This window comes from Streptomyces sp. NPDC056144, from assembly GCF_042264145.1.
In the GTDB taxonomy this organism is placed as follows: domain Bacteria; phylum Actinomycetota; class Actinomycetes; order Streptomycetales; family Streptomycetaceae; genus Streptomyces.
Genome location: NZ_JBHJVF010000001.1, coordinates 272941 through 298771, shown reverse-complemented (window position 1 = coordinate 298771; position 25831 = coordinate 272941). Strand labels below are relative to the sequence as shown.

Here is a 25831-nt window from a genome sequence, read left to right as displayed (position 1 = left end):
AGGCCCGCCGTGAGGTACTCATTCGAGCGTCGGCGGCGCCCGTGCGCCGGTGTCGCGGCCCTCGGGCTGTTCGTGGTCCCGCTCGGCGCGGGGGCGGCCGTGGCCGTCGAGCCGCCCGGCCCCGTCGCCGCGTACGCGACGTCGGCCGCCGCCGGCGACTTTCCCGAGCTCACGCCCGCCGTCGCCGCCGAGCTCGACGCCGCCGTCCAGGACGTCATGCGGGACGCGAAGGTCCCGGGTGTCATGGTCGCGCTCTCGGCGCCCGGCAAGGGCACGTACCTGCGGTCCTTCGGTGTCTCCGACAAGCAGACCGGGGCGGCCATGAACCCCGGCCTCTTCATGCGGATCGGCAGCGAGACCAAGACGTTCACCGTGACCGCCCTGCTCCAGCTCGTCGACGAGGGGAAGGTCGGCCTCGACGATCCGATCTCCGAGTACGTCGACGGCGTGCCGAGCGGCGACCGGATCACCCTGCGGAACCTCGCCGCCATGCGCAGCGGGCTCTTCAACTACTCGGCGGACGAGGGGTTCTTCAAGGCCCTGACCTCGAATCCCGGACGGCAGTGGACTCCGCAGGAGGTGCTGGCGTACTCCTTCAAGCACCCGGTGCAGTTCGCGCCGGGCGAGGAGTTCCAGTACTCGAACACGAACACCGTCCTGCTCGGCCTCGTCGTCGAGAAGGTCTCCGGGATGCCCCTGGACGAGTACGTCACGAAGAAGGTCTCGGTCCCGGCGGGGCTCAAGCACACCGTCTTCCCGACGGACGCCTCCTTCCCCAGCCCGCACGCCCACGGCTACACCGAGCAGACCGCGTCGGGCGCCGTCGAGGACGCCACCGACTGGAACCCGTCCTGGGGCTGGGCGGCCGGCGCGATGATCTCGGACCTCCGGGACATGCGCACCTGGGCCAAGGTGCTCGCCACGGGCACGCTCCTCAGCCCCGAGACCCAGGCGGAGCGCCTCAAGGTCTACCCGTCCGCCCCCGACGGCTCCGGTTACGGGCTCGGCCTGTTCGACATCGCGGGCTGGATCGGCCACAACGGCTCGCTGCCGGGCTACCAGTCCCTCACGATCTACCTGCCCGAGTCGGAGGCGACCCTCGTCGTCCTGCTCAACAGCGACGTCACCAAGGACGGCACCGCGCCCAGCACGCTCTTCGGCAAGGCGATCACGGAGATCGTGACCCCGGACCACGTGTACGAGATCCCGGCCGCGCCCGCCGCCCAGCCGACGTCCGGCGAAAGCTGACCGGGCCCGGCGCCCGCGTGGCTGCGCGATCGGGGGCGTGCCCGCCGTCAGCATCGGAGACGTGCTCCTCCTCCCCCGCCGCCGCACCGCCCTGCTCGCGGTCCTGCTCACCGTCCTCCTGGTCCTCGTCCTGCCGCCGGGCGGTCCGGGCTCCCCCCGGGAGGACAAGGGCAGCGCCGTGCGCCCGACGCTCTCCGGGGTCTTCACGGGCTCGGACGCCCGGGGCGTGGCGCGGATCGCCCAGGTGGAGCGGTGGCGCGGGCGCGGTCCGCTCCTCGTCGGCCGCACGTACCTCCCCGGCGACGACTGGGAGAGCATCGAGGGCCCGACGGCCTTCCTGGCGCCGTGGTCGCGCTGGCGCGCCGGGCGGAAGGACCGGCTGCTCGTCCTGAACGTGCCCATGCTGGACCGCAGCGAGGCCCGGCTGCCGGACTCGACGGTCTCCATGCTGCTGAGGCGGGGTGAGCGGGGCCGGTACGACGGGCATTTCCGGACGCTCGCCCGGCATCTGGTCCGCGCGAGGCTGGCGGACAGCGTGCTCGTCCTCGGCTGGGAGATGAACGGGGTCACGTACACGCACCGCTGCGGGCCCGCGCCCGCCGCGTGGCGCGCGTACTGGCGGCGGATCGTGAAGGCGATGCGGTCGGTGCCGGGGCAGCGGTTCCGGTTCGACTTCGCGCCGAGCCGGGGGCGGGACGCCGTGGCCTGGACGCGCTGCTATCCCGGTGACGGATACGTGGACATCATCGGCATGGACACCTACGACCAGCCCCGGAGGATGAGCTTCCGCCGCCAGGTCGAGGAGCCGTACGGGCTCCGCCGGCAGGTGACGTTCGCCCGGCAGCACCGCAAGCCCGTCTCGTACCCGGAGTGGGGGCTCTTCCGCAACGGCGACAACCCGGCGTACGTCCAGGGCATGCGGAAGTGGTTCCGCGACCACCCGCCGGTGTACGAGTCCCTCACCGACTACTGCCCGCACGGGGTCTGGCAGTGCGGGCGGAACAGGAAGGCCGCGCGGGAGTACCGCAGGAGGTGAGTCAACAGAGGGCGTCCCAGTGGTGGAGCGTCCGGAGGGCGGAGGCGCGCAGGTCGGGGGTGACGGGTTCCGGGGCGAGCAGGTAGTCGGCGACGGGGGTGAGGAGGAGGGGCGTGTCGGGGGCGCAGGTGAGGAGGAGGGCCTCGTTCCAGGTGTGGCGGATGACGGTGCGGCGGAGCAGGGTGCCGTGGTGGGTCCGGGTGCGGGGCCGGGGCCGGGCCGGGTCGGGGCCGACGCCGGGCGGGGAGGTCGCCGCGGCCGCCTCGGTACGGCGGCGGTGCTCGGGCCCGAGCTCGGGGGCGAGGGCCTCGCGGACGGCGGCGAGGGGGCCGAGCGGTACGTGCTTGGCGGCGTGGTCGAGGAGGGTCGCGGCCTCGGGGGCCAGCCGGTAGGCGGCGAGGACGGCGGCGGTCTCGGCCGGCTCGAAGGGCTGCCGGGCCAGGCAGGCGATGTCCAGGAGGGTGACGGGGTCGGGGGCGTCGGTGGGCCGGTGGAGGCGGGACTCGGCGAGGGCGATGAGGCACTCGACGGGCTCCTCGGCGACCAGGTAGGGGCGTACGGGGACGGTGGCGCCGTCCCCGGGGAGGGCGGAGGTCGAGAGGTGGACCCGGTACCAGGGGTCCACCAGCGGGTCCTCGGCCGGCCAGCGGACGGTGACGTCGGTGTGATGCGAGGCGGGGCCGTGGGTGTGGTGCGGGGCGAAGGCGTGGGTGTCGTCCCGGGCGCAGCCCGTCAGGGACACGTCGATGTGCTCCACCGGGTGGTCGGTGACCAGGCGGATCACCGCCTGCCAGAGCGCCGCCTCGTCGGGGGCCACCAGATCCAGGGTGGCGAGGGGGCGCAGGAGACCCGGGGGGTAGTAACCGGCCAACGGAAGACCCCGGATCGCGCGGACACCGGTGGTGCGGGCGAGGCCCTCGGCGACCCGCGCGTAGTCGTCGGCGCGGTCCTGGGCGCGGCGCAGTTCGTCGCGCGCGGGCCCGCCCATGCGGACGCCGTCGCGGCACAGCGCGGAGAGTACGAGGTGCGGCAGATGCCGGCCCGTCCTGGCACGTTGTAGCAGCTCAGCCGGGCCTTCGGCCGGGTCGGTGCCGAGCAGCCGGTACAGCAGTGCGGTGTTCACGGACATCCGCCTCCGAGGATATGGTCGGGCCCGGCGCCACCGGCGGCCGAGGGGCGGGCGGTACAGGACAGTCTCCGGTGGCCCGCGGTACGCCGATTCTGTTCGGTGGGGTTCAACACCTGATCACCACAGGCTCAACAGGCTCTCGACACCAGGTGGGACGCTGTGGTTAAAAAGCTTTGACCAAATTGATGACACAAAATCTGACATGTGGGCCGGGCGATGCGGCCACTGTCTTCTGGGGCGGGCTGGAGGCAGGGCGTGAGCGAACTCCGTTTCTCCTTACTCGGTCTGATGCGGGTTCACCGGGGCGCTACCGCGCTCAAGGTGGGCAGCCCGCAGCAGCAGGCGATGCTGGCCGTCCTCCTGCTGAGGCCGGGGTACTCGGCGAGCGCCACCGATCTGATCGGTGCGCTGTGGGGTGAGGAGCCGCCGAACGCGGCGATGACCACGGTCCGTACCTACGCGTGGCGTTGGCGCAAGGTGCTGGACGCGGTGGAACCGGGCGCGGACGGCGGGGCGGGCGCGGCGAAGGCCGAGCGGCCCGCGTCGATGCTGGTGTCGATGGGGGACGGCTACCGGCTCGTCCTGCCGAAGCTGGCCGTGGACACGGCGGAGGCCGAGGCGCTGGCCGCCGAGGCGGAGCGCACCGCGCGCTCCGATCCGTCGCGCGCCCGCGATCTCCTGAACCAGGCGCTGGACCTGTGGCAGGGGACGCCGCTCTCCGGCATCCCGGGCCCGTTCGCGGAGCGGCACCGGCACCGCCTGGAGGAGCTGCGGCTGACGCTCCTGGAGGAGCGCATCGGCCTCGATCTCGCCCTCGGCCGGTACTCGCGCTGCATCCCCGAGCTGACCGCGCTGACGACCGAACACCCGCTGCACGAGCGGGCGTACGGGCTGCTGATGCGAGCCCTGTACCAGGCGGGTAGACAGGCGGACGCGCTCGCGGTGTTCCGCGGCGTGCGACAGCTGTTCCTCGCGGAGCTGGGGGTCGCGCCGGGCGCCGACCTGGAGCAGCTGCACCGGAGGATCCTGGAGGGCGATCCGGCGCTCGCGGCCCCGGAGCCGCCGGTCCGGGAGGCGTCGGCGACCGCCTCGGGTACCGGCGCCTGGACGGGCACGGGCCAGGATCCCGGGAGAACCGGGCCGGCGGGCGCGGCCGGGCGTCCGGGCGACGGATCGGCGCGCGGAAACGTCTCTGCGGACTCCGCGGACGGGGCGGGCGGCTCGGGAGGTTCGGGCGGCTCGGGGCTCGCGGCGGACCTCGGCGACGCGAAGGGCGCCGACGAGGCACCCGTACCGGCGAACCAGGCTCAGGCCCCGTCCCCGGCCACCACTCCCGCTCCGCCCCGTCCTGCTCAACTCCCTCCGGACGCGGTGGACTTCACCGGGCGTGCGGCCACCGTTCACCTCCTCGTCGAGAAGCTCGGGTCGAGCGCGCCGCAGGCGATGGCCATCGCCACGGTGGTCGGCATGGGCGGCGTCGGCAAGACGGCGCTCGCGCTCCACGTCGCCCACCGGGTCCGCGACTCCTACCCGGACGGGCAGCTGTACGTGGACCTGCGGGGCTCCGACCCCGTGCCGGCCGACCCCGAGGCGGTGCTCAGCGGGTTCCTGGTGGCGCTCGGGGTGCCCGGGGACGCCGTCCCCGACGGGCTCGACGCCCGCTCGGCGCTCTTCCGCTCCGTCGTGGACGGGCGGCGGCTCCTCGTCGTGCTGGACAACGCCAAGGACGCCGCCCAGATCCGGCCACTGCTCCCGGGGGCCGTCGGCTGCGCGGTCCTGACCACCGGCCGCACCCGGCCGGCCGGCCTCCCGGCGACCGTCCAGGTCGACCTGGACGTCTTCCGGCCCGCCGAGGCCCTCGACCTCCTCGGCCGTACCATCGGCGCCGACCGGCTCGACGCCGAGCGGGACGCGGCCCTCGAACTGGTCGTGGCCTGCGGCTACCTGCCGCTCGCCGTCCGGATCGTCGCCGCCCGGCTCGCGGCCCGGCCGGGCTGGACGGTGGAGACGCTCAGCCGACGGCTCCAGGTGGAGCGGCGGCGGATCGACGAGCTGCGGATCGGCGACCTGGCGGTAGCGGCGGCCTTCGAACTCAGCTACCGCCAGCTGACCGACGACCAGGCCCGCGCGTTCCGGCTGGTCGCCTCGGTCGACGGGCCCGACATCGGCCTCGCCGCCGCGGCGGCCCTCCTCGACCTCGACGAGTACGACGCCGAGGACCTCCTCGAAGCCCTGGTGGACGTGGCGATGGTGGAGTCGCCGTTCCCCGGCCGCTACCGGTACCACGACCTGCTGCGGTCGTTCGCCCGCCGGCGCCCGGCGGAGGGCGCGGCGGCGTCCGACAGCGGGGAGGCCGTCGCGGCGCGCGACCGGCTCCTGGACCATCTCCTCGCCACGGCCTGCACCGCCTTCCAGCACGCGGTCCCCGGGGACCCGGCGGCCGGTGCCCTCGGCCCGGCCCGCTCCCCCGGAGTCCGGCTCGCCGGCTGGGACGCGGCGCGGGAGTGGGCGTCGGCCGAACGCGCGGGCGCGGTGGCGCTCGCCGCCCAGGTCGCACGAGACGCCGAGGTCACGGGAGACGCGGGAGACGCGGAGGCGGGTGCACCCGGTCCCGCGCTGCGGGCCGCGATCGACCTGCTCATCGCGCTCACTCCCTTCGTCCTCACTCCCCCCAGCCGTCAACTCTCGCTCACCGCCGACGCGCTGGCGGACGCGGCGCTGCGCCACGGGGACGTACGGGCCGCCGGGCGGGCGCACTTCCTGCGCGGGAACGCCGCCCTCGCGGCGACCCGTCTCGACGCGGCCGAGGCCGCCGCCCGGGCGGCGGTGGACGCGGCGCGGACCGCCGGCGACACGGTGATCCTGCGGCAGGCGCTCAACGACCTCGGTCTGATCTGCCAGTTCCTCAGCCGCTACGACGAGGCCGTGGACCACTACGACGAGGCGCTGCTCCTCGCCAACGAACTGGGGCACCGTTCCGGCGCCTTGGTGACCACGGTGAACGCCGCGCTGGCTCGGGTGCGCAGCGGACGGGCGGACGAGGCGGTGGAGATCTGTCACGAGGTGCTCGCCGAGCTGCGGACCCGGCAGGACGACCCCGGGCGGGCGTACACCCTGTACGTGCTGGGTCTCGCGCTGCACGGGCTCGGGCGGCACGAGGAGGCGGTGACCTGGTTCCGCGAGTGCCTGGCGGTGGCGACGGGCGCCGGTCTCCGTGACCGGGCGGCGCACGCGCGCTACCGGATGGCGGACAGTCTGCGTTCGCTCGGCAGGGCCGACGAGGCGCTGGACCACGCGGGGCAGGCGCTGGCGCTCTGCGAGGAGCTGGGGGCGGAACGGGACCAGGCGCAGGCGCTGCTGGTCCTCGGCCGTTCGCTCGCCGACCTCGGGCGTGGTGACGAGGCGGGGGCGCGGTTGCGGCAGGCGTACGAGCTGTTCAGGCGGCTCGGGCTCCCGGAGGCCGCTGAAGTGGCCGGCCTGCTGGAGGAGTCCGCGTTGGCGCTGGTCGATCCCTGAGAGGTCGGGTCGGTTCAGGAGCCGGTGCTGTTCCAGTCCTTGTCGTCGGTCGGGGTGGGGGTGGGCGTCGGGGCGGCGGCCGGGGAGGTGACGGTGGTGCCGCCCGTCTCGGTGCCGGAGACACCGTCCGCCATCGCCGTGCCGGCCGCGCCGAGGGCGATCAGGGCGCCGATGCCGATTCCCGCGAGGGTGAAGCGGATACGGGCGGCACCGGGGGTCTGCGAACGCTTGGCCATGTCTGCTCCCTTGGAGGATTCCCCTGGGATTCAGGGGGGTGATCCGGGTTCCCCGGTGTGCTCCGGGGCTGATGGGATGAGATTGGCCTGTGACGTTCAACAGCCGATCGACGCACGAGCACCGTGCGTCGATCGGCTGCGTTGATCGGGGCGTTGATCGGGGCGTTGATCAGATGAATCCCTGGTCAGACCGCTTCGCGGATCTCCAGCGTGCAGCACTTCACGCTGCCGCCGCCCTTGAAGAGCTCCGACAGGTCCATCCCGATCGGGCGGAAGCCGCGCTCGCGCAGCCGCGCCGCCACCCCCGTCGCCGCCTCCGGGATCACCACGTTGAGGCCGTCGCTCATGACGTTGAGCCCGAACACCTCCGCGTCCGCCTCCTCGACGAGGACCGCGTCGGGGAAGAGCCGCCGCAGGACGGCCTGGCTGCCCTCGGAGAAGGCGCCCGGGTAGTACATGACCTCGTCGGTGTCGAGGACGCTGAGCGCGGTGTCCAGGTGGTAGAAGCGGGGGTCGACGAGGTCGAGGCCGATGACCGGGCGGCCGAGGAACTCCTGGGCCTCCGCGTGGCCGGCGGAGACGCTGCGGAAGCCGCGGCCCGCGAGGAGGTACGTCCCCGTCAGGAGGATGTCTCCCTCGCCCTCGTTGACGTGGGCCGGGTCGTGGGTGAGGAAGCCCTGGGCGCGGAACCACTCCAGGTAGGCGGGGCCCTCGGCGGCGCGCTCCGCGTCGCGGAACCGGGCGCCGAGCACCTTGCCGTCGACGACGGTGGCGCCGTTCGCCGCGTACACCATGTCGGGCAGGCCGGGGACGGGGTCGATGAGGTCGACGCGGTGACCGAGGGACACGTACAGCTCGTACAGCCGCTCCCACTGGGCGACGGCGAGGTCGGTGTCGACCGGCTTCGCCGGGTCCATCCAGGGGTTGATCGCGTAGCTGACCTCGAAGTGGGTCGGGCGGCACATCAGGAAGCGGCGCGGGCGAGCGGTGCGGCTCATGGAGGGCTCCGGGGAGTGAGGGTGGGGCGCGGGGACACGGACGTCGTTGCAGGTGGTGCTGTGCTCTGGACGTCAGTGTGGAGAACCGGGCGGCGTTCTGTGAAGATCAAGAGGCCGAACTGCCGGGGAAGATTGCGTCGTTGCCGACTGCCGCCGGAAGATCTCCGGCTCCGGCAGGCCCTCAGGTCCCAGGCGGCGTCACCGGCCGCTCGGGGAAGCTCCGCAGGCCCCGGAGCGGGCTGAGGAGGAGGACCACACCGGCCGAGAGCAGCACGCTCGCCATGATCCACAGGGTGGTGCGGGCGCCGAGCACCTCGCCCAGCCAGCCGCCGAGGAGGGCGCCCACCGGGATGGCGCTGAAGTTGACGGTCGAGGCGCTCGCCCGGATCCGGCCGATCATCGCGGGCGGGCAGTACGCCTGGTAGAAGCTGCCGGCGATGACGTTGCCCGCGACGACTCCGCAGACCGCGACCGCCCAGGCCACCGCGCTCACCGCCAGCGGCAGCCGCTCCCCCGCCATCGGGAGCAGGAGGATGAACGGCGCCCCGACCAGCTCGCAGAGGAGCAGTCCGCGCGCGGTCCCGAACCGTCGGGCGATCCTTCCGGCGAGCGCGGCCCCGGCGAGGCCGCCGATCGACACGACCGCGAAGACCGCGCCGACCCCGCCGGGGGTCACGCCCACCGCGCGGACGAGGAAGACGGTCTGCACCGCCTGGATGCCGTTGAGGCCGAGGTTGCCGACGGCCGCGAAGCTCGCGAGCGTCCGCAGGTACGGGTCGCGGACCAGGAACCGTACGCCCTCGCCGATCTCCCGGAGGATGCCCCGCCGTTCGGCGGCGGGCGGCGGCTTCTCGTCGGCCTCGATGCGGCTCACGCAGACCGCCGCGACCAGGTACGTGACCGCGTCGGCGAGGATGCCGCTGACCGCGCCGAAGGCCTGGGCGAGGAGGCCCGCGAGGCCGGGTCCGGCGATCTCGGCGGCCGCGTCCCCGGAGCGGAGCTTGACGTTGGCCTCCAGGATGTCCGGCTTGGGGACGATCGAGGGCAGCGCGGCGCTGTTCGCGGTCGACAGGAAGACCTTCACCGCGCCGGCGAGCAGGGCCACCCCGATGAGCTGGGTCATGCTGAGGACGCCGAGCCAGCCGGCGACCGGCACGCTGCCGAAGAGGAGGAGCAGGAGCAGGTCGCAGACCAGCATGACCTTGAGGCGGGGCCAGCGGTCCACCCAGGCCCCGGCGAGGAGGCCGAGGAAGAGCCAGGGGACCCAGGCGGAGGCGGTCAGGACGCCGACGGTGAAGGGCGAGGCCTCCAGGGTGACGACGGCGACCAGGGCGAGGGAGACGTTGCCGACGGCGGTGCCGAGGCTGCTGGTCGTCTGGCCGATCCAGAGCCTGCGGAAGTTCGCCTGGGCCCAGAGGCCCCAGCGGCTCCGGCGCGGGCCGTCCCCGACGGGCGGGGAGGCGGGCGTCGGCGGCCTGACGGGCGCGGTGGTCATGAGCGGGTCACTCTCCCAGCTTCTCGGCCAGCACGGAGGCGATCCGCGCGAGGGGCTCCGGCCGCGTCATGGCGCCGTGCGTGCAGGTGATGCGGTGCTCCTCGACCCGGCCGTCGACGTACGGGCCCCAGGCCGCCGCGTAGGGCCAGTCGGCGGGCTTGTCGAGGGTCGCGCCGAAGAAGACGGCCTCGCCCCGGTAGCGGCCGGGGACGTGCTCGGCCATCAGCTTGCGGTGGCGGTCGAAGACCTCGGGCAGCACCTCGGCGGCCTCTCCGAGGAGGGCCCGGAGGTCCGCCTCGCCACGTCCGTCGGCGGGGTCGTAGCCGAGGGAGGCGAGCAGCTCGGCGAGGGTGTCCACCGGGTCGTCGCCGGAGGATCCGTGCGGGGCCTCGGCGGTGGCGTACCGCCCCGGGTCGGCGGGGAGGCCGTCGAGGAGGGCGAGCAGCGCGACCTCCTCCCCTTCCGCCTGCAGGGACACGGCCATGGCCTGGGCGACGACGCCGCCGAAGGACCAGCCGAGCAGGTGGTACGGGCCGTCCGGCTGGACCGCGCGGATCTGCCGTACGTAGTCCTCGGCGATCTCGGCGACCGAGGCCGGCGCCCCTCCCTGGAGCCCGCGGGCCTGGAGGCCGTACACGGGCCGCTCGGGGTCGAGGTGGCGCAGCAGGCCGCTGTAGACCCAGCTGATGCCGGCGGCGGGGTGGACGCAGAAGAGCGGGGGCTTGGTGCCGTCGGCGCGCAGCGGGAGCAGGACGTCGAGGGCTCCACCGGCGGTCGCGGACGCGGTAGCGGACACGGTCGCGGTCGCGGAGGCCGTCGGATCCAGTCTCCGGGCGAGGGCGGCCGGGGTGGGGGCCTCGAAGAGCGCCCGCATGCCGAGGTCGACGCCGAGGGCGGTGCGGAGCCGGCCGAGGAGCTTCATCGCGAGGAGCGAGTGGCCGCCCAGGTCGAAGAAGCCGTCGTCGGCGGAGACCGGCCCCGGCAGGCCGAGGACCTCGGCGTAGAGGCCGCAGAGCAGTTCCTCGTACGCCGTCCGGGGTGCCCGGCCGGCGGTCGAGGCGGTGAAGTCGGGGGCGGGCAGGGCGCGGCGGTCTACCTTGCCGCTGGGGGTGAGGGGCAGCGCGTCGAGCGGGACGACGGCGGCCGGGAGCATGTAGCCGGGGAGCGACTCGGCGGCGAAGGCGCGCAGGTCGGCCGCGAACTCCGGCGGCACCGGCCCGCCGGTCGCCACGTGCGCGACGAGGCGGGGTCCCGCGGTGCCGTCCTCGTGGACCGACACGGTGGCCGCGAGGACGGCCGGGTGCCGGGTCAGGACGTGCTCGATCTCGCCGAGCTCGATCCGGAAGCCGCGGATCTTGACCTGGTGGTCCGTACGGCCCAGGTACTCCAGGTGTCCTTCCCGGGTGCGGCGGACCAGGTCGCCGGTGCGGTACATCCGTTCCCCCGGCGCGAACGGGCAGGCGACGAAGCGCTCGGCGGTGAGGGCCGGGCGGCCGAGGTAGCCGCGGGCGAGGCCGGCGCCGGCGAGGTACAGCTCGCCGGGGACTCCGGCGGGGACCGGGTTCAGGTGCTCGTCCAGGACGTACGCGCGGGTGCCGAGGACCGTGCGGCCGAGGGCCGGGCGGCCGGTGGCGGCGAAGGTCTGGGTGAGCGCGTCGACGGTGGATTCGGTGGGCCCGTACAGGTTGTGTGCCGTCGTGTCCGGGGCTTCCCGGAGCCGGGTCCACAGGGCGGGTCCGACCGCTTCGCCGCCGAGCAGCACCACGCGGGGCGCGGGCTCCGCCAACAGGCCCTCGTCGATGAGCTGTTCGGCGTAGGAGGGGGTGACCTCCAGGACGTCGAGGGACCGGTCGCGGACGTGGCGGACGAGCGCGGCGGCGTCGCGCCGCACCTCGTCGCCGATGAGGTGCAGTTCGTGTCCGGCGGCGAGCCAGAGCAGGCCGTCCCAGGAGGCGTCGAAGCAGAGCGAGGCGGTGAGGGCCACGCGCTGCCGGCCGTGCGCGTCTTCGGTCGCGCCGATCGGGCCGGTGGGCGCGCGGTGCGAGGCCAGCAGCGCGGCGATCGAGCCGTGGTTGACGACGACGCCCTTGGGACGGCCGGTGGAGCCCGAGGTGTAGATGACGTACGCGGCGTCCTCGGCGGCCGCGGCGCGGGGCGGCGGGGTGGCGGCGGCGCGGGGTGGCGGGGTGGCGGCCGGGGTGCCCGCCCCTCTCGGTTCCGCCGTGAGGACGGGGAGGTCCGCGAGGAGTTCCGGCAGGGGCCAGCCGTCGCCGGTGACGACCAGGGCGGGGGCGGCGTCCGCCAGCATGGCGGCGGTGCGGTCCGCCGGGTACTCGGCGTCCAGCGGGAGCGAGGCGGCGCCCGACTTGAGGACGGCGAGCAGGGCGACGACGGTCTCCGCCGAGCGGGGCAGGGCGAGGGCGACGACCGCGTCTGGTCCGGCCCCGGCGGCCGTGAGACGGCCGGCGAGCTCGTCGGCCCGGGCGTCCAGCTCGGCCCAGGTGAGCCGGGTCTCCCCGGCGACCAGGGCGGTCGCCTCCGGGGTACGGGCCGCCTGCGCCGCGAACACGGCGGGCAGCAGGGGGATGTCCGCGGGTGCGTCGGCGTCCTGCGGCGCGAGGAGCGCGGCACGCTCCTCCTCCCCCATGATGTCGGCCTGCCCGATGGGGAGTTCGGGACGGGCCGCGACCTCGGCGAGGAGGCGTCCGAACCGGTCCGCGAGGGCTTCGACGGTCTCCCGGTCGAAGAGGTCGGTGGCGAAGTCGACGGCGCATTCGAGTCCGGCGGGCATCCCGTCGGCGTCGAAGGACTCACCGAGCGCGACGGAGAGGTCGAACTTGGCGACGTGCCCGCCGACGGTCTCGACGGCGGCCGGGAGACCGGCCAGGTCGAGCGGGTCGTCACCGGTGCCGCTCTGCCCCTGGAGGAGCAGCATGACCTGGAAGAGCGGGTGGCGGGCGAGGGAACGAGTCGGGTTGAGCTCCTCGACGAGCCGCTCGAAGGGGATGTCCTGGTGGGCGTGGGCGTCGAGCTGGGTCTCCCGGACGCGGGCGAGGAGGTCGGCGAAGGCCGGGTTGCCCGAGGTGTCGGTGCGCAGGACGAGGGTGTTGACGAAGAAGCCGACCAGGTCGTCCAGGGCCTCGTCCGAACGGCCCGCGACCACCGAGCCGATGGGCACGTCGGTCCCGGCGCCGAGCCGCGTGAGGAGCGCGGCCAGGGCGGCCTGGAAGGTCATGAACATCGTGACCCGGTGCGCACGGCTCAACTCGACGAGTGAGGCGTGCAGTTCTCCGCCGAGCTGGACGACCACGCGGTCGCCCCGGTGGCTGCTGTCGGCGCGGCGCGGGCGGTCCACGGGGAGTGGGATCTCCTCCGGGAGTCCGGCGAGGGCGCCGCGCCAGTAGGCGAGTTGGGCGGCGGCCAGGCTGTCCGGGTCGGTCTCGTCGCCGAGCAGCTCGCGCTGCCAGAGGGCGTAGTCCGCGTACTGGACGGGCAGCGGCTGCCACGCGGGCTCCGCGCCCTCCCGGCGGGCACCGTAGGCGGCGCCCAGGTCGCGCAGGAGCGGGTCCATGGACAGGCCGTCGCCGGCGATGTGGTGCAGGACGAGGACGAGGAGGTGTTCGTCCTCGCCGGCCGGGAAGAGGTGGGCGCGGACGGGGAGTTCGGTGGCGAGGTCGAAGGGGAGGGCGGTGCAGGCGACGAGGGCGGCGGCCGGGTCGGCGGGCGCGGTGGTGCGCCGGTCGAAGGGGACGCGCGCCTCGGCGGGCGGGAGGATGCGCTGGCGGGGTTCGCCGTCCTGTTCGGTGAGGAGCGTGCGCAGGCTCTCGTGGCGGGCCACGAGGTCGCCGAGGGCGAGTTCCAGGGCGTCCGGGTCGAGCGGGCCGGTGAGCCGGAGGGCGAGCGGCAGGTTGTAGAGGGAGCTGGGGCCCTCCATGCGGTCGATCAGCCACAGGCGCCGCTGGGCGTACGAGAGCGGGAGCGGGTCCGGGCGTGCGCCGGCGGTGAGGGCGGGCCGGGTGCCCCGGCCGTCGGCGTCGAGGCGCTGGGCGAGACCGGCGACGGTCGGCGCCTCGAAGACGTCCCGGACGCCGAGCTCGGTCGCGAAGACCGCGCGGATCCGGCTGAGGAGTTTCATGGCGAGGAGCGAGTGCCCGCCGAGGGCGAAGAAGTCGTCGTCGACGGCCACCGGGCCCTGGACGCCGAGGACCTCGCCGAACAGGCCGCAGAGCAGTTCCTCGCGGGCGGTGCGGGCGGCGCGGCCTCCGGAGAAGATCCGGTAGTCGGGGGCGGGGAGGGCGCGCCGGTCGACCTTGCCGCTGCCGGTGAGGGGCAGCGCGTCGAGGGTGACGATCGCGGCGGGGACCATGTAGGCGGGGAGCTCGCCCGCGACGAACCCGCGGAGTTCGACGGCGAGTTCGGGGCTCGGCGCCGTGACCGCGCAGTGGGCGACGAGCCGGAGGTCGCCCTCGGCGCCCTCGTGCGGGGTGACGACGGCCTGGCGGACGGCCGGGTGCCGGGCGAGGACCTGCTCGATCTCGCCGGGCTCGATGCGGAAGCCGCGGATCTTCACCTGGTGGTCGGTGCGGCCCAGGTAGTCGATCCGGCCGTCGCGGGTGCGGCGGACGAGGTCGCCGGTGCGGTACGTCCGCTCGCCCGGGGTGAAGGGGTCGGCGACGAAGCGTTCGGCGGTGAGCGCCGGGCGGCCGAGGTAGCCGCGGGCGAGGCTGTCGCCGGAGAGGTAGAGCTCGCCGGGGACTCCGGCGGGCACGGGGTTGAGGTGTTCGTCGAGGACGTGGGCGCGGGTGCCGAGGACGGTGTGGCCCATGGTGGGGCGCTCGGTCTCGCCGTACGCCTGGAGCAGGGTGTCGACGGTGCACTCGGTGGGGCCGTAGAGGTTGTGGCCCGTGGTGCCCGGGGCCTCGCGGAGCCGGGTCCACAGGGCCTGGCCGACGGCCTCGCCGCCGAGGAGGACGACGCGGGGTGCCGGGTCGTCGAGGAGGCCTTCGGCGATGAGCTGTTCGGCGTAGGTCGGGGTGAACTGGAGCGCCTGGATGCCGTTCTCGCGGACGTGCCGGACGAGGGCGGCGGGCTCGCGGCGCAAGTCGTCGCCGATGAGGTGCAGTTCGTGCCCGGCGACCATCCACAGGAGGCTGTTCCAGGAGGCGTCGAAGCAGAGCGAGGCGGTGAGGGCGGCGCGCAGCCGTCCGTGGGCGCGGACGGGTTCGGCGAAGGTCTCGGCCCGGTGGACGGCGAGGAGGCCGGCGATCGAGCCGTGGCTGACGACGACGCCCTTGGGGCGGCCGGTGGAGCCGGAGGTGTAGATGACGTACGCGGCGTTCGCCGGCCGGAGCCGTACGACGGGAGCCTCGGCCGAACGGCCGGACCAGGTCTCCTCCTCGGCGTCCAGGATCCTGAGTCCTTCGAGGACGTCCGGGAGGGGCCAGCCGTCCCCGGTGAGGACGGCCGCCGGGCGGGCGTCGGCGAGCATGTGGGCGATCCGGTCCCTCGGGTACTCGGCGTCCAGCGGCAGGAACGCCGCACCCGCCTTGAGGACCGCGAGCTGGGAGACGACGGTCTCGGCCGAACGGGGCAGGGCGAGGGCGACGACGTCCTCGGATCCGATCCCGGCGGCCCGCAGTCCGTGGGCGAGGCGGTTGGCGCGGGCGTCGAGTTCGGCGTACGACAGCCTCGTGCCCTCGAAGACCAGGGCGGTCAGGTCGGGGGTCGCGGCGACCTGGGCGGCGAACGCGTCCGGGATGAGGGGCAGTTCGGCGGGGAGCGGCCGGTAGGTGCCGTGGAGCGCGGCGCGCTCCTGTTCGGCGAGCAGGTCGACCTCGCCGATGCGCTGCTCCGGCCGGGCCGTCATGGCCGCGAGGAGCAGGCCGAAGCGGGCGGCGAGGGCCTCGACGGTCTCGCGGTCGAAGAGGTCGGTGGCGAAGTCGACGGCGCAGTCCAGGCCGGCGGGCGAGCCGTCGGGGCCGTGGAACTCCTCCAGGGTCATGTTGAGGTCGAACTTGGCGACCCCGGTGTCCGCCGCCAGGGACTCGGCCCGCAGCCCGGAGAGGGTGAGGTCGGATCCGTCGTTGGACTGGAGGACCATCGCCACCTGAAAGAGCGGGTGGCGGGCGAGGGAGCGGGTCGGGTTGAGCTCCTCGACGAGCCGCTCGAAGGGCACGTCCTGGTGGGCGTAGGCGCCGAGGCCCGTCTCCCGTACACGGCCGAGGAGTTCGGCGAAGGTCGGGTTGCCCGAGGTGTCGGTGCGCAGGACGAGGGTGTTGACGAAGAAGCCGACCAGGTCGTCCAGGGCCTCGTCCGAACGGCCCGCGACCACCGAGCCGATCGGCACGTCGGTCCCGGCGCCGAGCCGCGTGAGCAGCGCGGCCAGGGCGGCCTGGAAGGTCATGAACATCGTGACCCGGCGCTCACGGCTCAACTCGACGAGCGCCTGGTGCAGTTCGGCGTCGACGGTCAGGGCGACGCGGTCGCCCCGGTGGTCGGCGCGGGTGCCGCGCGGCCGGTCGACGGGGAGCGCGAGCTCCTCCGGGAGGTCGGACAGGTTCTCCCGCCAGTAGGCGAGCTGACGCGAGACGAGGCTCTCGGGGTCGGTCTCGTCGCCGAGCAGCTCGCGCTGCCAGAGGGCGTAGTCCGCGTACTGGACGGGCAGCGGCTGCCAGGCGGGCTCCGCGCCCTCCCGGCGGGCGCCGTAGGCGGCGGCGAGGTCGCGCAGGAGGGGTCCCATGGACCAGCCGTCGCCGACGATGTGGTGCAGCGCGACGACGAGGACGTGCTCCTCGGGGGCGGTACGGAGCAGGGTGACCCGCACGGGCGGTTCGGCGGCGAGGTCGAAGGGGCGGCGGGCGGCCCGGTCGATCTCGGCGTCGACGGCTTCGGGCGCGCAGTCGCGTGCCTCGACGGGCAGCGGGGCGTCGGCGGGCGCGAGGACGACCTGGTGGGGCTCGCCGTCGCGTTCGGCGATGACGGTCCGCAGGCTCTCGTGGCGTCCGGCCAGGTCGCCGAGGGCGAGGGTCAGGGCCTCGGGGTCGAGCGGGCCGGTGAGGCGGAGGGCGAGCGGCATGTTGTAGAGGGCGCTCGGTCCCTCCATCCGGTCGATGAGCCACAGGCGCCGCTGGGCGGAGGAGAGCGGGAGGCGCTCGGGGCGCGGGCCGGCCGTCAGGGCGAGGCGGGCACCGGCGCCGTCGAGGCGCTGGGCGAGACCGGCGACGGTCGGCGCCTCGAAGACGTCCCGGATGCCGAGCTCGGCGCCGAGGACGGCGCGGACGCGGCTGAGGAGGCGGGTGGCGAGGAGCGAGTGGCCGCCGAGGGCGAAGAAGTCGTCGTCGACGGTGACGCCGTCGACACCGAGGATCTCGCCGAACAGGCCGCAGAGGATCTCCTCGGGTGCCGTGCGGGCGGCGCGGCCGCCGGCGGCCGTGACGAACTCGGGGGCGGGCAGCGCGGCCCGGTCGAGCTTGCCGTTGACGCCCAGCGGGAGGGCGTCGAGTGCGGCGAAGGCCGCGGGGACCATGTAGTCGGGCAGGGCGGCGGCCACGTGGGCGCGCAGCTCGGCCGGGTCGACGGGGACGCGGGTGACGACGTGGGCGGCGAGGCGGGTGGCCCCCGCGCTCTCTGTCGCGGTCGTGGACCCGTACGGCAGGACGGCGGCCTGGAGGACGTCCGGGTGGCTGGTGAGGACGGCCTCGATCTCGCCGAGCTCGATCCGGAAGCCGCGCACCTTGACCTGGTGGTCCGTACGGCCCAGGTACGCGATCCGGCCGTCCTGGCGGCGGCGCACGAGGTCGCCGGTGCGGTACATCCGCTCGCCCGGGGCGAACGGGTCGGCGACGAAGCGTTCGGCGGTGAGCGCCGGGCGGCCGAGGTAGCCGCGGGCCAGGCTCGCGCCGCTGAGGTACAGCTCGCCGGGGACGCCGGCCGGGACGGGCCGCAGGGCGGCGTCGAGGACGTGGGCGCGGAGGTTCGGCAGCGGGCGGCCGACGAGGGGACGTTCGTCGTCGCCGAGCAGGTGGTGCAGGGAGTCGACGGTGCACTCCGTGGGGCCGTACATGTTCATGACGAGGGTGTCGGGGGCGGCGGAGAGCGCGGTCCAGAGGGACTGGCCGAAGGCCTCGCCGCCGACGAGCAGCAGCGCGGGCGGGCAGCGGTCGAGGAGTCCCTCCTCGACGAGGCGCTCGGCCTGGCCCGGGGTGACGTTGACGATGTCGGCGCCGGTGCTCTCGGCGTACCGCACGATCGCGGCGGCGTCGCGGCGCGTGTCGTCGTCGAGCAGGTGGAGCTCCTGGCCCGCGACCATCCAGAGCAGCGGTTCGAGGGCCGTGTCGAAGGACAGGGACGCGGTGTGGACGAAGCGGAACCTGCGGTCCGGGTGCGCCTGCCGCACGGCGGCGATCGTCTCGGTGCGGTGGAAGGCGAGCAGGTTGGCGAGTCCGCCGTGGCGGACGACGACGCCCTTGGGGCGGCCGGTGGAGCCCGAGGTGTAGATGACGTACGCGGCGTTCGCCGGCCGGAGCCGTACGACGGGAGCCTCGGCCGGCTGTCCCGCCCAGGTCTCCTCGCCCGCGTCGAGGACCGCGAGTCCGTCGAGGACGTCCGGGAGCGGCCAGCCCTCGCCGGTCAGGACGACCGCCGGGCGGGCGTCGGCCAGCATGTGGGCGATCCGGTCCCTCGGGTACTCGGCGTCCAGCGGCAGGAACGCCGCACCCGCCTTGAGGACCGCGAGGACGGCGACGAGCGCGTCCAGGGAGCGCGGGAGGGCGAGGCCGACGAGGTCCTCCGGGCCGACACCGGCGGCGGCGAGGCCCTGGGCCAGGCGGTTGGCGCGGGCGTCGAGCTCCGCGTACGTCAGCCGGGACGCGCCGAGGACGAGCGCGGTCGCGTCGGGGGTGGCGGCGGCCTGGGCGGCGAAGGCGTCCGTGACGAGCGCGTCGGCGCCGGGGAGGGCCGTGTCGTGCCAGGCGGCCAGGGCGGCGCGGCCGGAGTCGCCGAGGACGTCGAGCTCGCCGACCGGGCGGTGCGGGTCGTCGGCGGCCTGGGCGAGCAGGCGCCGCAGGGCGTCGGCGAGGCGTTCGGCGGTGGCGCGGTCGAAGAGGTCGGTGGCGAACTCCAGGCCGCCGTCGAGGCCGGCCGGGGTGCCGTCGGCGTGGTGGCGCTCGGAGAGGTTGAGGGTGAGGTCGAAGGCCGTGGTGGGCAGGCCGAGGGGCTCGTAGGAGGTGCGGGTGCCGGGGAACTCGGGTCCGCCGCCCGCCGTGTTGTCGAAGGCGATCATCACCTGGAAGAGCGGGTGCCGGGACAGCGTGCGCGCCGGGTTCAGCTCCTCGACGAGCCGCTCGAAGGGGACGTCCTGGTGGGCGTAGGCCGCGAGGTCGGCCTCCCTGACCCGGGCGAGCAGCTCGGCGAAGGTCGGCCGGCCGGTGAGGTCGGTGCGGAGCACGAGGGTGCTGGCGAAGAAGCCGACGAGCTCGTCGAGGGACGGGTCGAGGCGCCCGGCGAGCGGGGTGCCGATGGGCAGGTCGTCGCCAGCCCCGAAGCGGTGCAGCAGGGTGGCGTAGGCGGCCTGGAGGACCATGAAGAGGGTGACGCCGTTGGCCGAGGCCAACCCGGAGAGCCTGGCGTGGAGTTCGGCGTCGAGCTCCAGCGGGACGACGTCGCCGCGGTGGCTCGCGACGGCGGGCCGCGGGCGGTCGAGGGGCAGCGGGAGTTCGTCGGGTATGCCGGCCAAGGCCTGGCGCCAGTGGCCGAGTTGGCGGCTGATCGGGGACTGGGGGTCGGCGTCGTCGCCGAGGAGGCGGCGCTGCCAGAGGGTGAAGTCGGCGTACTGGACGGGCAGCGGCTCCACGGCGGGAGCCTCGCCGCCGAGGCGGGCGGTGTAGGCGGCGGCGAGGTCGCGGAAGAGCGGCCGGAGCGACCAGCCGTCGCTGGCGCTGTGGTGCATGACCAGGAGGAGGACGTGCTCCTCGGGCGTCTCGGAGCGCAGATAGGCGTGGATCGGCACGTCGACGGCGAGGTCGAAGGTGTGGCCGACGAGCTCCTGCGCGGGACGCTCGGTCACGGTGAGCAGCGGGGCCGGGGGCGCGGCCAGGATCCGCTGGTACGGGACGCCGTCGTGCTCCCCGAAGACGGTACGGAGCGATTCGTGGCGGGCGACGACGTCGCCGAGCGCCTCCTCCAGGGCCCGGACGTCGAGCGGTCCGGCGAGCCGGAGGGCGAGGGTGACGTTGTACGTGGCCGAGGGGCCCTCGGTCTGACCGAGGAACCACAGGCGGCGCTGGGCGAACGAGAGCGGCAGCCGCTCAGGCCGGGGCTCGGGGCGGAGCGCGGGGCGGGCCGGCTCGGTGGCGAGCCGTTCGGCGAGGGCGGCGACGGTCGGGGCCTGGAAGAGGTCGCCGATGGCGAGTTCGGCGCCGAGTTCGGCGCGCGCCCGGCCGACGAGCCGGGTGGCGAGCAGGGAGTGGCCGCCGAGCTCGAAGAAGTCGTCGTCGATGGTGATGTCCTCGATGCCGAGGATCTCGCCGAAGAGGTCACAGAGGGCCCGCTCGCGCTCGTCGCGCGGGGCGCGGCCCTCGGCGTCGGTGCCGAGCTCGGGGGCGGGCAGGGCGCGCCGGTCGATCTTGCCGTTGGCGTTGAGCGGCAGGGCGGGGAGGACGACCACGGCGGAGGGGACCATGTAGCCGGGGAGGGTCTCGGCGGCGGACCGCTTGATCTCGGCGCCGAGTCCGGCCGCGTCGGCGGCGGACTCCAGGGCCGCTTCCGGGACGGCGCAGTAGGCGACGAGGCGGGTGTCGCCGGGGCGGTCCTCGCGCGGGACGACGATGACCTGGCGGACGGCGGGGTGCCGGGAGAGGACGGCCTCGATCTCGCCGAGCTCGATGCGGAAGCCGCGCAGCTTGACCTGGCCGTCGACCCGGCCGAGGAACTCGACGGCGCCGTCGGCGCGGCGGCGGACGAGGTCGCCGGTGCGGTACATCCGCTCCCCCGGCGTGAACGGGTCGGCGACGAACCGCTCGGCGGTCAGCGCGGGGCGGCGCCAGTAGCCGCGGGCGAGCCCGGCCCCCGCCACGTACAGCTCGCCGGGGACGCCGGGCGGGACGGGCCGCAGGCGGGCGTCGAGGACGTGGGCCCGCATGTTGTCGAGCGGGCCGCCGATCGGCGGGCGCGGGCCCGCCAGGTCGGCGGGGGTGAGCGGGTGGTGGGTGGCGAAGGTGGTGGCCTCCGTCGGCCCGTACACGTGGGCGAGGAGCAGGTCGGGGCAGCGGTCGAGGACGCGGCGCATCAGGGTGCCGGAGGCGGCCTCGCCGCCGGTGCAGACGGTCCGCAGCGCGCGGAAGGTCTCCGGGGCCTGCTCGGCGACCAGGTCGAAGAGGGCCTTGGTGAGGAAGACGGCGCTGACCCGGTGGCGGGTGACGACGGCGCCCAGGGTGTCGGCGTCGAGGCCGCCGGGCGGGGCCACGACGACGGTGCCGCCGGAGAGGAGCGGGGTCCAGAGCTCGTAGGTGGCCGCGTCGAAGGCGTGCGGCGAGTGGAGCAGGATCCGCTCGTGGCGGCCGTCGCGCCAGCGGCGGTCGGCGGCGAGGTCGACGACGTCGCGGTGGCGGACGGCGACGCCCTTGGGGGTTCCGGTGGAGCCGGAGGTGAACATGACGTAGGCGAGCGCGTCGGGGTGGACGGGGACGCCGGGGGCGGTCGCCTCCGCTCCGTGCTCGTCACCGGGGCGGACCACGACGGCCTCGTGCGCGAAGCCCGGTTCGGCGCGGTCGGTGACGAGGACGGGGGCGCCGGTGTCGGCGAGCAGCGCGGTCATCCGCTCCGGCGGCAGGCTCGCGTGCATCGGTACGTAGCAGCCGCCGGCCTTGAGGACGGCGAGGGTCGCGACGACCAGGTCGACCGAGCGCTCCATGAGGAGGGCGACCGGCGACTCGGGGCGGACGCCGGAGGCGATGAGGTGGTGGGCGAGGCGGTTGGCGCGGGCGTCGAGCTCGGCGTAGGTGACGGCACCCGGGCCGGTGCTCGTCCCGGTCCCGTTCCCGGTCCCGGCGCCGTCGTCGTGGGCGAGGGCGGTCGCGTCCGGCGTACGGGCGGCCTGGGCCTCGAAGAGCTCGGGCAGCGAGCCGTACGGGACGGGGGACGCGGTCGCGTTCCACTCGCCGTCCAGGAGCTCGCGCTCCTCGGGGGCGAGGATGCCGAGGGCGCCGATGGGGGCCTCGGGGTCGGCGACGGCGGCGGCGAGCAGACGGCCGAGGCGGTCGAAGAGGGTGGCGACGGTGGCGCGGTCGTAGAGGTCGGCGGCGTACTCGACGGAGCCGGTGAGGCCGTCGGGGGCTCCGTCGGCCGTGTGGCGTTCGGTGATGCCGATGTTGAGGTCGAACTTGGCCACCCGCAGGCCGAGTTCCTCGGGGGTGGCCGCCAGGCCGGGGAGACCGAGCTCGCCCTCCTCGTGGTTCTGGAGAACCAGGAGGGTCTGGAAGAGGGGGTGCCGGCCGAGGGCACGGACCGGGTTGACCTCCTCGACGAGCCGCTCGAAGGGCACGTCCTGGTGGGCGAAGGCGTCGAGCTGGGCCTCGCGGACCCGGCGGAGGAGCTCGGCGAAGGACGGGTCCCCCGAGGTGTCGGTGCGCAGGACGAGGGTGTTGACGAAGAAGCCGACCAGGTCGTTGAGCGCCTCGTCGGAACGGCCCGCGACACCCGTGCCGAGCGGGATGTCGGTACCGGCGCCGAGCCGGGTGAACAGGGCGGCCAGACCGGCCTGGAGGACGGAGAACAGGGTGGAGCGGTGGCGGCGGGCGAGCTCCGCGAGTGCGGCGTGGAGCTCGGGGCCGTACGCGAAGGAGACGGCGTCAGCGGCACCGGTGGGGACCGGCGGCCGGGGCCGGTCCACGGGCAGCTCCAGCTCTTCGGGGAGTCCGGCCAGCACCTCGCCCCAGTAGCCGACCTGACGGCTCATCACACTGTCGGGGTCGGTGTCGTCGCCGAGGAGTTCGCGCTGCCAGAGCGTGTAGTCGGCGTACTGGACCGGGAGCGGCTCCCAGTCGGGCGCGGCGCCGCCGAGGCGGGCGGTGTAGGCGGTGGTGAGATCGCGCAGGAGCGGGCCGAGGGACCAGCCGTCACCGGCGATGTGGTGCAGGACGAGGAGCAGGACGTGCTCGGAGTCCGGGGAGTCCTGGAAGTCCTGGGAATCCCGACCGTCCGCGCCGGGAGTGAGCGAGAAGACCGTGACCCTGAGGGGCAGTTCGACCCCCAGGTCGAAGACGTGCGCCGCGGCGCTGTCCCGTAGCGCCGGATAGTCGTCCGGTGCGCATTCCACCGCGTCGAAGGCGAACTCCGCCTCCGCCGACGGCAGGATGTGCTGCACCGGTACACCCCCGGACACCGGGAACACCGTGCGCAAGGCCTCGTGCCGGGCGACCAGGTCGGCCGTCGCGGCACGCAGCGCCGCGAGGTCGAGCGAGCCGCGCAGGCGGACCGCGAAGGGCAGGTTGTAGAGCGCGGACGGCCCTTCGATCTGGTCGATCAGCCAGAGACGCTGTTGTGCGTACGAAACCGGGATCACGGTGCTTCCTCTGCTCACGTCACGGCGTGGACGGTGGTCGGATTTCCTCAGGCGGGGACGGCGGCGACGGTGGGTTGCACCGTGGGCCGGCAGTCCGGGAGTTCCACGGGGCGGCCCATCGCGACGGCGATGCTCCGGTCTCCGCGGAACGGGTCGCGGCCGTGCGCGCAGAGCACGTTGTCGACCAGCATGACGTCGCCGACCTGCCAGGTCTCGCGGACCGTGGCGGCCTCGTAGGCGGCGTTGAGGGCGTCCACGTCCTCCCGTGACAGCGGTTCGCCGTCACCGAAGCCCGTGTTGAACGGGAATCCGTCCGGGCCGAACTCGTCGGCCATGGCCTCCCGGATGTCCGGGTCGAGGGACCATTCGTTCCAGAACGCGAGGTGGTTGAACCAGACCTCCTCACCCGTCTCGGGGTGGTGGATGGTCGCCGAACGGAGCTGGCTGGTCCGGAGGTTGCCGTCCGGCTGCCACTCCCAGGTGATGCCGTTCTCCCGGCAGTACGCCTCGACGTCGGCGCGGTCCTCGGTGGCGAAGGCGGTCCGCCAGCCGAGCGAGATGTAGTCCGAGTAGTTCCGGGTGAGCGTCCAGCCGGTGGTGCGGCCCCGCTCCGCGAGGTGGGCGGGGAGACCGGCGAGGACCTTGCGGACGTCGGCGGTCGGGGTGGCACCGCCCGCTTCGGGAGCGGTGAGGCAGGCGAAGAGGAGCCTGCCGGGGAAGGTCAGGGTGTAGCTGTTCTCGTTGTGCATCCGGATCGACTGGGCCGGCGGCAGGTCCGTGGAGGAGAAGACGCCGTTGCCGTAGTCGCTGCGGGGGGTGGCCTTCTCCCGGTACGGGGTGGGCTCGGGGATCAGGATGTCGCGGACGGCGGCGACGTCCTCGGTGCGCGCCACCGGCAGGCCCCGCAGGAAGATCGTGCCGTGCTCGTGCAGGGCGGCGGTCAGCGCGGCCTCGTTCTCGCGCAGCCACGCGCACGCCTCGGCGAGGTCGGCGGTGGGCGGCACGTGGGTGAGGGCCGGGCGGCCGGGGTTCAGTTCCCAGGTCGGCATGGCGGCGCTCACCGCTGGTCGAGGGTGGCGAGCAGGCTCGCCGGGCGGATGTCGGTCCAGTTGGCCTCGATCCAGTCGAGGCACTCCTGACGGGTGGCCTCGCCGTGGACGGTGGCCCAGCCGGCGGGGACGTCGATCCAGACCGGCCAGAGCGAGTGCTGGTTCTCGTCGTTGGCCAGGACCAGGTAGCCGGCGCTGTCGTCCTCGAACGGGTTGCTCATGGTGACCTCCGAGACGGTGGAGAGCGGGAGGCGCTCTCGGGTGTGATTCGAAGGTAGGGGCGGTGCGCGGGCCCGAGCGGCACAAGCTCAGGCAGGAGAGCGGCAGTTGTCCTCCCCGCCGCTCCGCCGGTCAGCGGGGGGTGATGTGGACCGGGAAGTGGTCGAGGCCGAAGTTGATGATGGAGCGGTTGTACTGGACGGGGCCGGCCGGTTCGATGACGGCGGCCTTCTCCAGGGCGGCCGTGTACAGGGCGCTGAGCTCGGCCTTCGCCAGGGGGGCGCCGATGCAGTAGTGGGCGCCGAGGCCGAGGGCGAGGTGCTTGTTGGGCGAGCGGTCGAGCAGGATCTCCTCGGGCCGGTCGAAGGCCTCGGGGTCGCGGTTGGCGGACCAGACCCAGACGGCGACGCGGTCGCCGCGGCGGATCTGGCGTCCGCCGAGCTCGATGTCGCGGCTGGCGGTGCGGAGGGTGTGGAGGCCGACGGAGGACCAGCGGAGCAGCTCGTCCACGGCGGAGTCCATGCCGACCTCGCCCCGCTGGAGCTTCTGCCACAGGTCGGGGCGCTGCACGAGCGTGTGGAGGCCCATGGCGGCGGTGTGGCGGACGGTCTGGACGCCGCCGACGACGATGTTGTCGAGGTTGAGGACGACGTCCTCGATCGGCATGTAGCGTCCGTTGATCTTGTACGTGGCCATCATCGAGATCAGGTCGTCGCGCGGGTCCGAGCGGCGCAGCATCACCTGGTGGAGCAGGTAGGGGATCAACTGCTGGTGCCCGGCACGCCGTTCCTCCGGCGTACGGCCCAGGAAGGCGACGTCGCAGACGCGGACGACCATCTCGCGGTCCGCCTCGGGGACGTCGAGGAGGTCGCACATGACGGCGAGCGGGAGCGCGGAGACGACGTCGACGAGGTCGACGGTCCCCTGTTCGAGGGCGCGGTCGAAGAGCTCGCCGGCGCGCTCGGAGATGGAGCGGGCGGCGCCCTTGACCCCGTTCTTGGAGAAGAACGGGTTGGCTGGGGCGCGGAGTTCGCGGTGGCGGGGCGGGTCGGTGAGGGCCATCATGCGGCCGGAGCCGACGGGCACGTTCCCCTCGCCGGCCCCGAGGAGGGAGCCGGACTCGGAGCTGAAGACGGCCGCGTTGCGCAGCACGTCGGCCGACTCCTTGTAGCGGAGCACGGACCAGACGGGACCGTCGTCGACGGTGTCGGTGAGGTGGACGGAGGCCTCGCGGCGGAGCTCGTCGACGAGGGCGGGGGTGTCCGGGCGGGCCCAGAGGGACGGATCGGTGAGGTCGACGGAGGTGGTGGGGGCGGTGGGGGCGGCGGAAGCGGTCAGCACGGGAAC

At 74.5% G+C, this 25831-nt stretch carries 11 protein-coding genes; 3 read left to right on the top strand and 8 right to left on the bottom strand.

Annotated features, from left to right (window positions below; translation table 11 throughout):
• Nucleotides 1-9 precede the first annotated feature (9 nt).
• Nucleotides 10-1248 carry a serine hydrolase domain-containing protein gene (locus tag ACFC0Z_RS01250; protein ID WP_376431450.1) on the top strand — a complete coding sequence of 413 codons (1239 nt, stop codon included), beginning with the start codon at nucleotides 10-12 and terminating at the stop codon, nucleotides 1246-1248.
• Between the two features lie 37 nt (nucleotides 1249-1285).
• Nucleotides 1286-2284, top strand: a complete 999-nt coding sequence (locus ACFC0Z_RS01245; RefSeq protein WP_376431448.1) for a glycoside hydrolase family 26 protein — start codon at nucleotides 1286-1288, stop codon at nucleotides 2282-2284.
• 1 nt (nucleotide 2285) lies between these two features.
• Here the strand turns inward: ACFC0Z_RS01245 and ACFC0Z_RS01240 are convergent, their stop codons facing one another.
• Nucleotides 2286-3413, bottom strand: coding sequence for a hypothetical protein (locus ACFC0Z_RS01240; protein WP_376431446.1), 1128 nt, complete (start codon nucleotides 3411-3413; stop codon nucleotides 2286-2288).
• A gap of 255 nt (nucleotides 3414-3668) precedes the next feature.
• On the opposite strand from ACFC0Z_RS01240, the gene ACFC0Z_RS01235 reads away from it, so the two are divergent.
• Nucleotides 3669-6929, top strand: a complete 3261-nt coding sequence (locus ACFC0Z_RS01235; RefSeq protein ID WP_376431444.1) for a BTAD domain-containing putative transcriptional regulator — start codon at nucleotides 3669-3671, stop codon at nucleotides 6927-6929.
• Between the two features lie 14 nt (nucleotides 6930-6943).
• Here ACFC0Z_RS01235 and ACFC0Z_RS01230 read toward each other — a convergent pair whose 3' ends face one another.
• The 7 genes from ACFC0Z_RS01230 to ACFC0Z_RS01200 form a co-directional block, all read right to left on the bottom strand.
• Nucleotides 6944-7165, bottom strand: coding sequence for a hypothetical protein (locus ACFC0Z_RS01230; protein WP_376431442.1), 222 nt, complete (start codon nucleotides 7163-7165; stop codon nucleotides 6944-6946).
• Between the two features lie 185 nt (nucleotides 7166-7350).
• On the bottom strand, nucleotides 7351-8163 hold the full coding sequence (ddaH, locus tag ACFC0Z_RS01225; RefSeq protein WP_376431440.1) for a dimethylargininase: 813 nt from the start codon (nucleotides 8161-8163) through the stop codon (nucleotides 7351-7353).
• A gap of 181 nt (nucleotides 8164-8344) precedes the next feature.
• Complete coding sequence (locus ACFC0Z_RS01220) at nucleotides 8345-9658, bottom strand: MFS transporter (protein ID WP_376431438.1); 1314 nt, start codon at nucleotides 9656-9658, stop codon at nucleotides 8345-8347.
• A gap of 7 nt (nucleotides 9659-9665) precedes the next feature.
• On the bottom strand, nucleotides 9666-23216 hold the full coding sequence (locus ACFC0Z_RS01215; RefSeq protein ID WP_376431436.1) for an amino acid adenylation domain-containing protein: 13551 nt from the start codon (nucleotides 23214-23216) through the stop codon (nucleotides 9666-9668).
• A gap of 47 nt (nucleotides 23217-23263) precedes the next feature.
• On the bottom strand, nucleotides 23264-24265 hold the full coding sequence (locus ACFC0Z_RS01210) for a TauD/TfdA family dioxygenase (protein ID WP_376431434.1): 1002 nt from the start codon (nucleotides 24263-24265) through the stop codon (nucleotides 23264-23266).
• Between the two features lie 8 nt (nucleotides 24266-24273).
• A complete protein-coding gene (locus tag ACFC0Z_RS01205) occupies nucleotides 24274-24486 on the bottom strand; it encodes an MbtH family protein (RefSeq protein WP_376431432.1) in 213 nt (70 codons plus the stop codon).
• Nucleotides 24487-24616: 130 nt separating this feature from the next.
• Nucleotides 24617-25825 (bottom strand): cytochrome P450, encoded by a 1209-nt coding sequence (locus ACFC0Z_RS01200; RefSeq protein WP_376431430.1) that lies wholly within the window; start codon nucleotides 25823-25825, stop codon nucleotides 24617-24619.
• Nucleotides 25826-25831 lie beyond the last annotated feature (6 nt).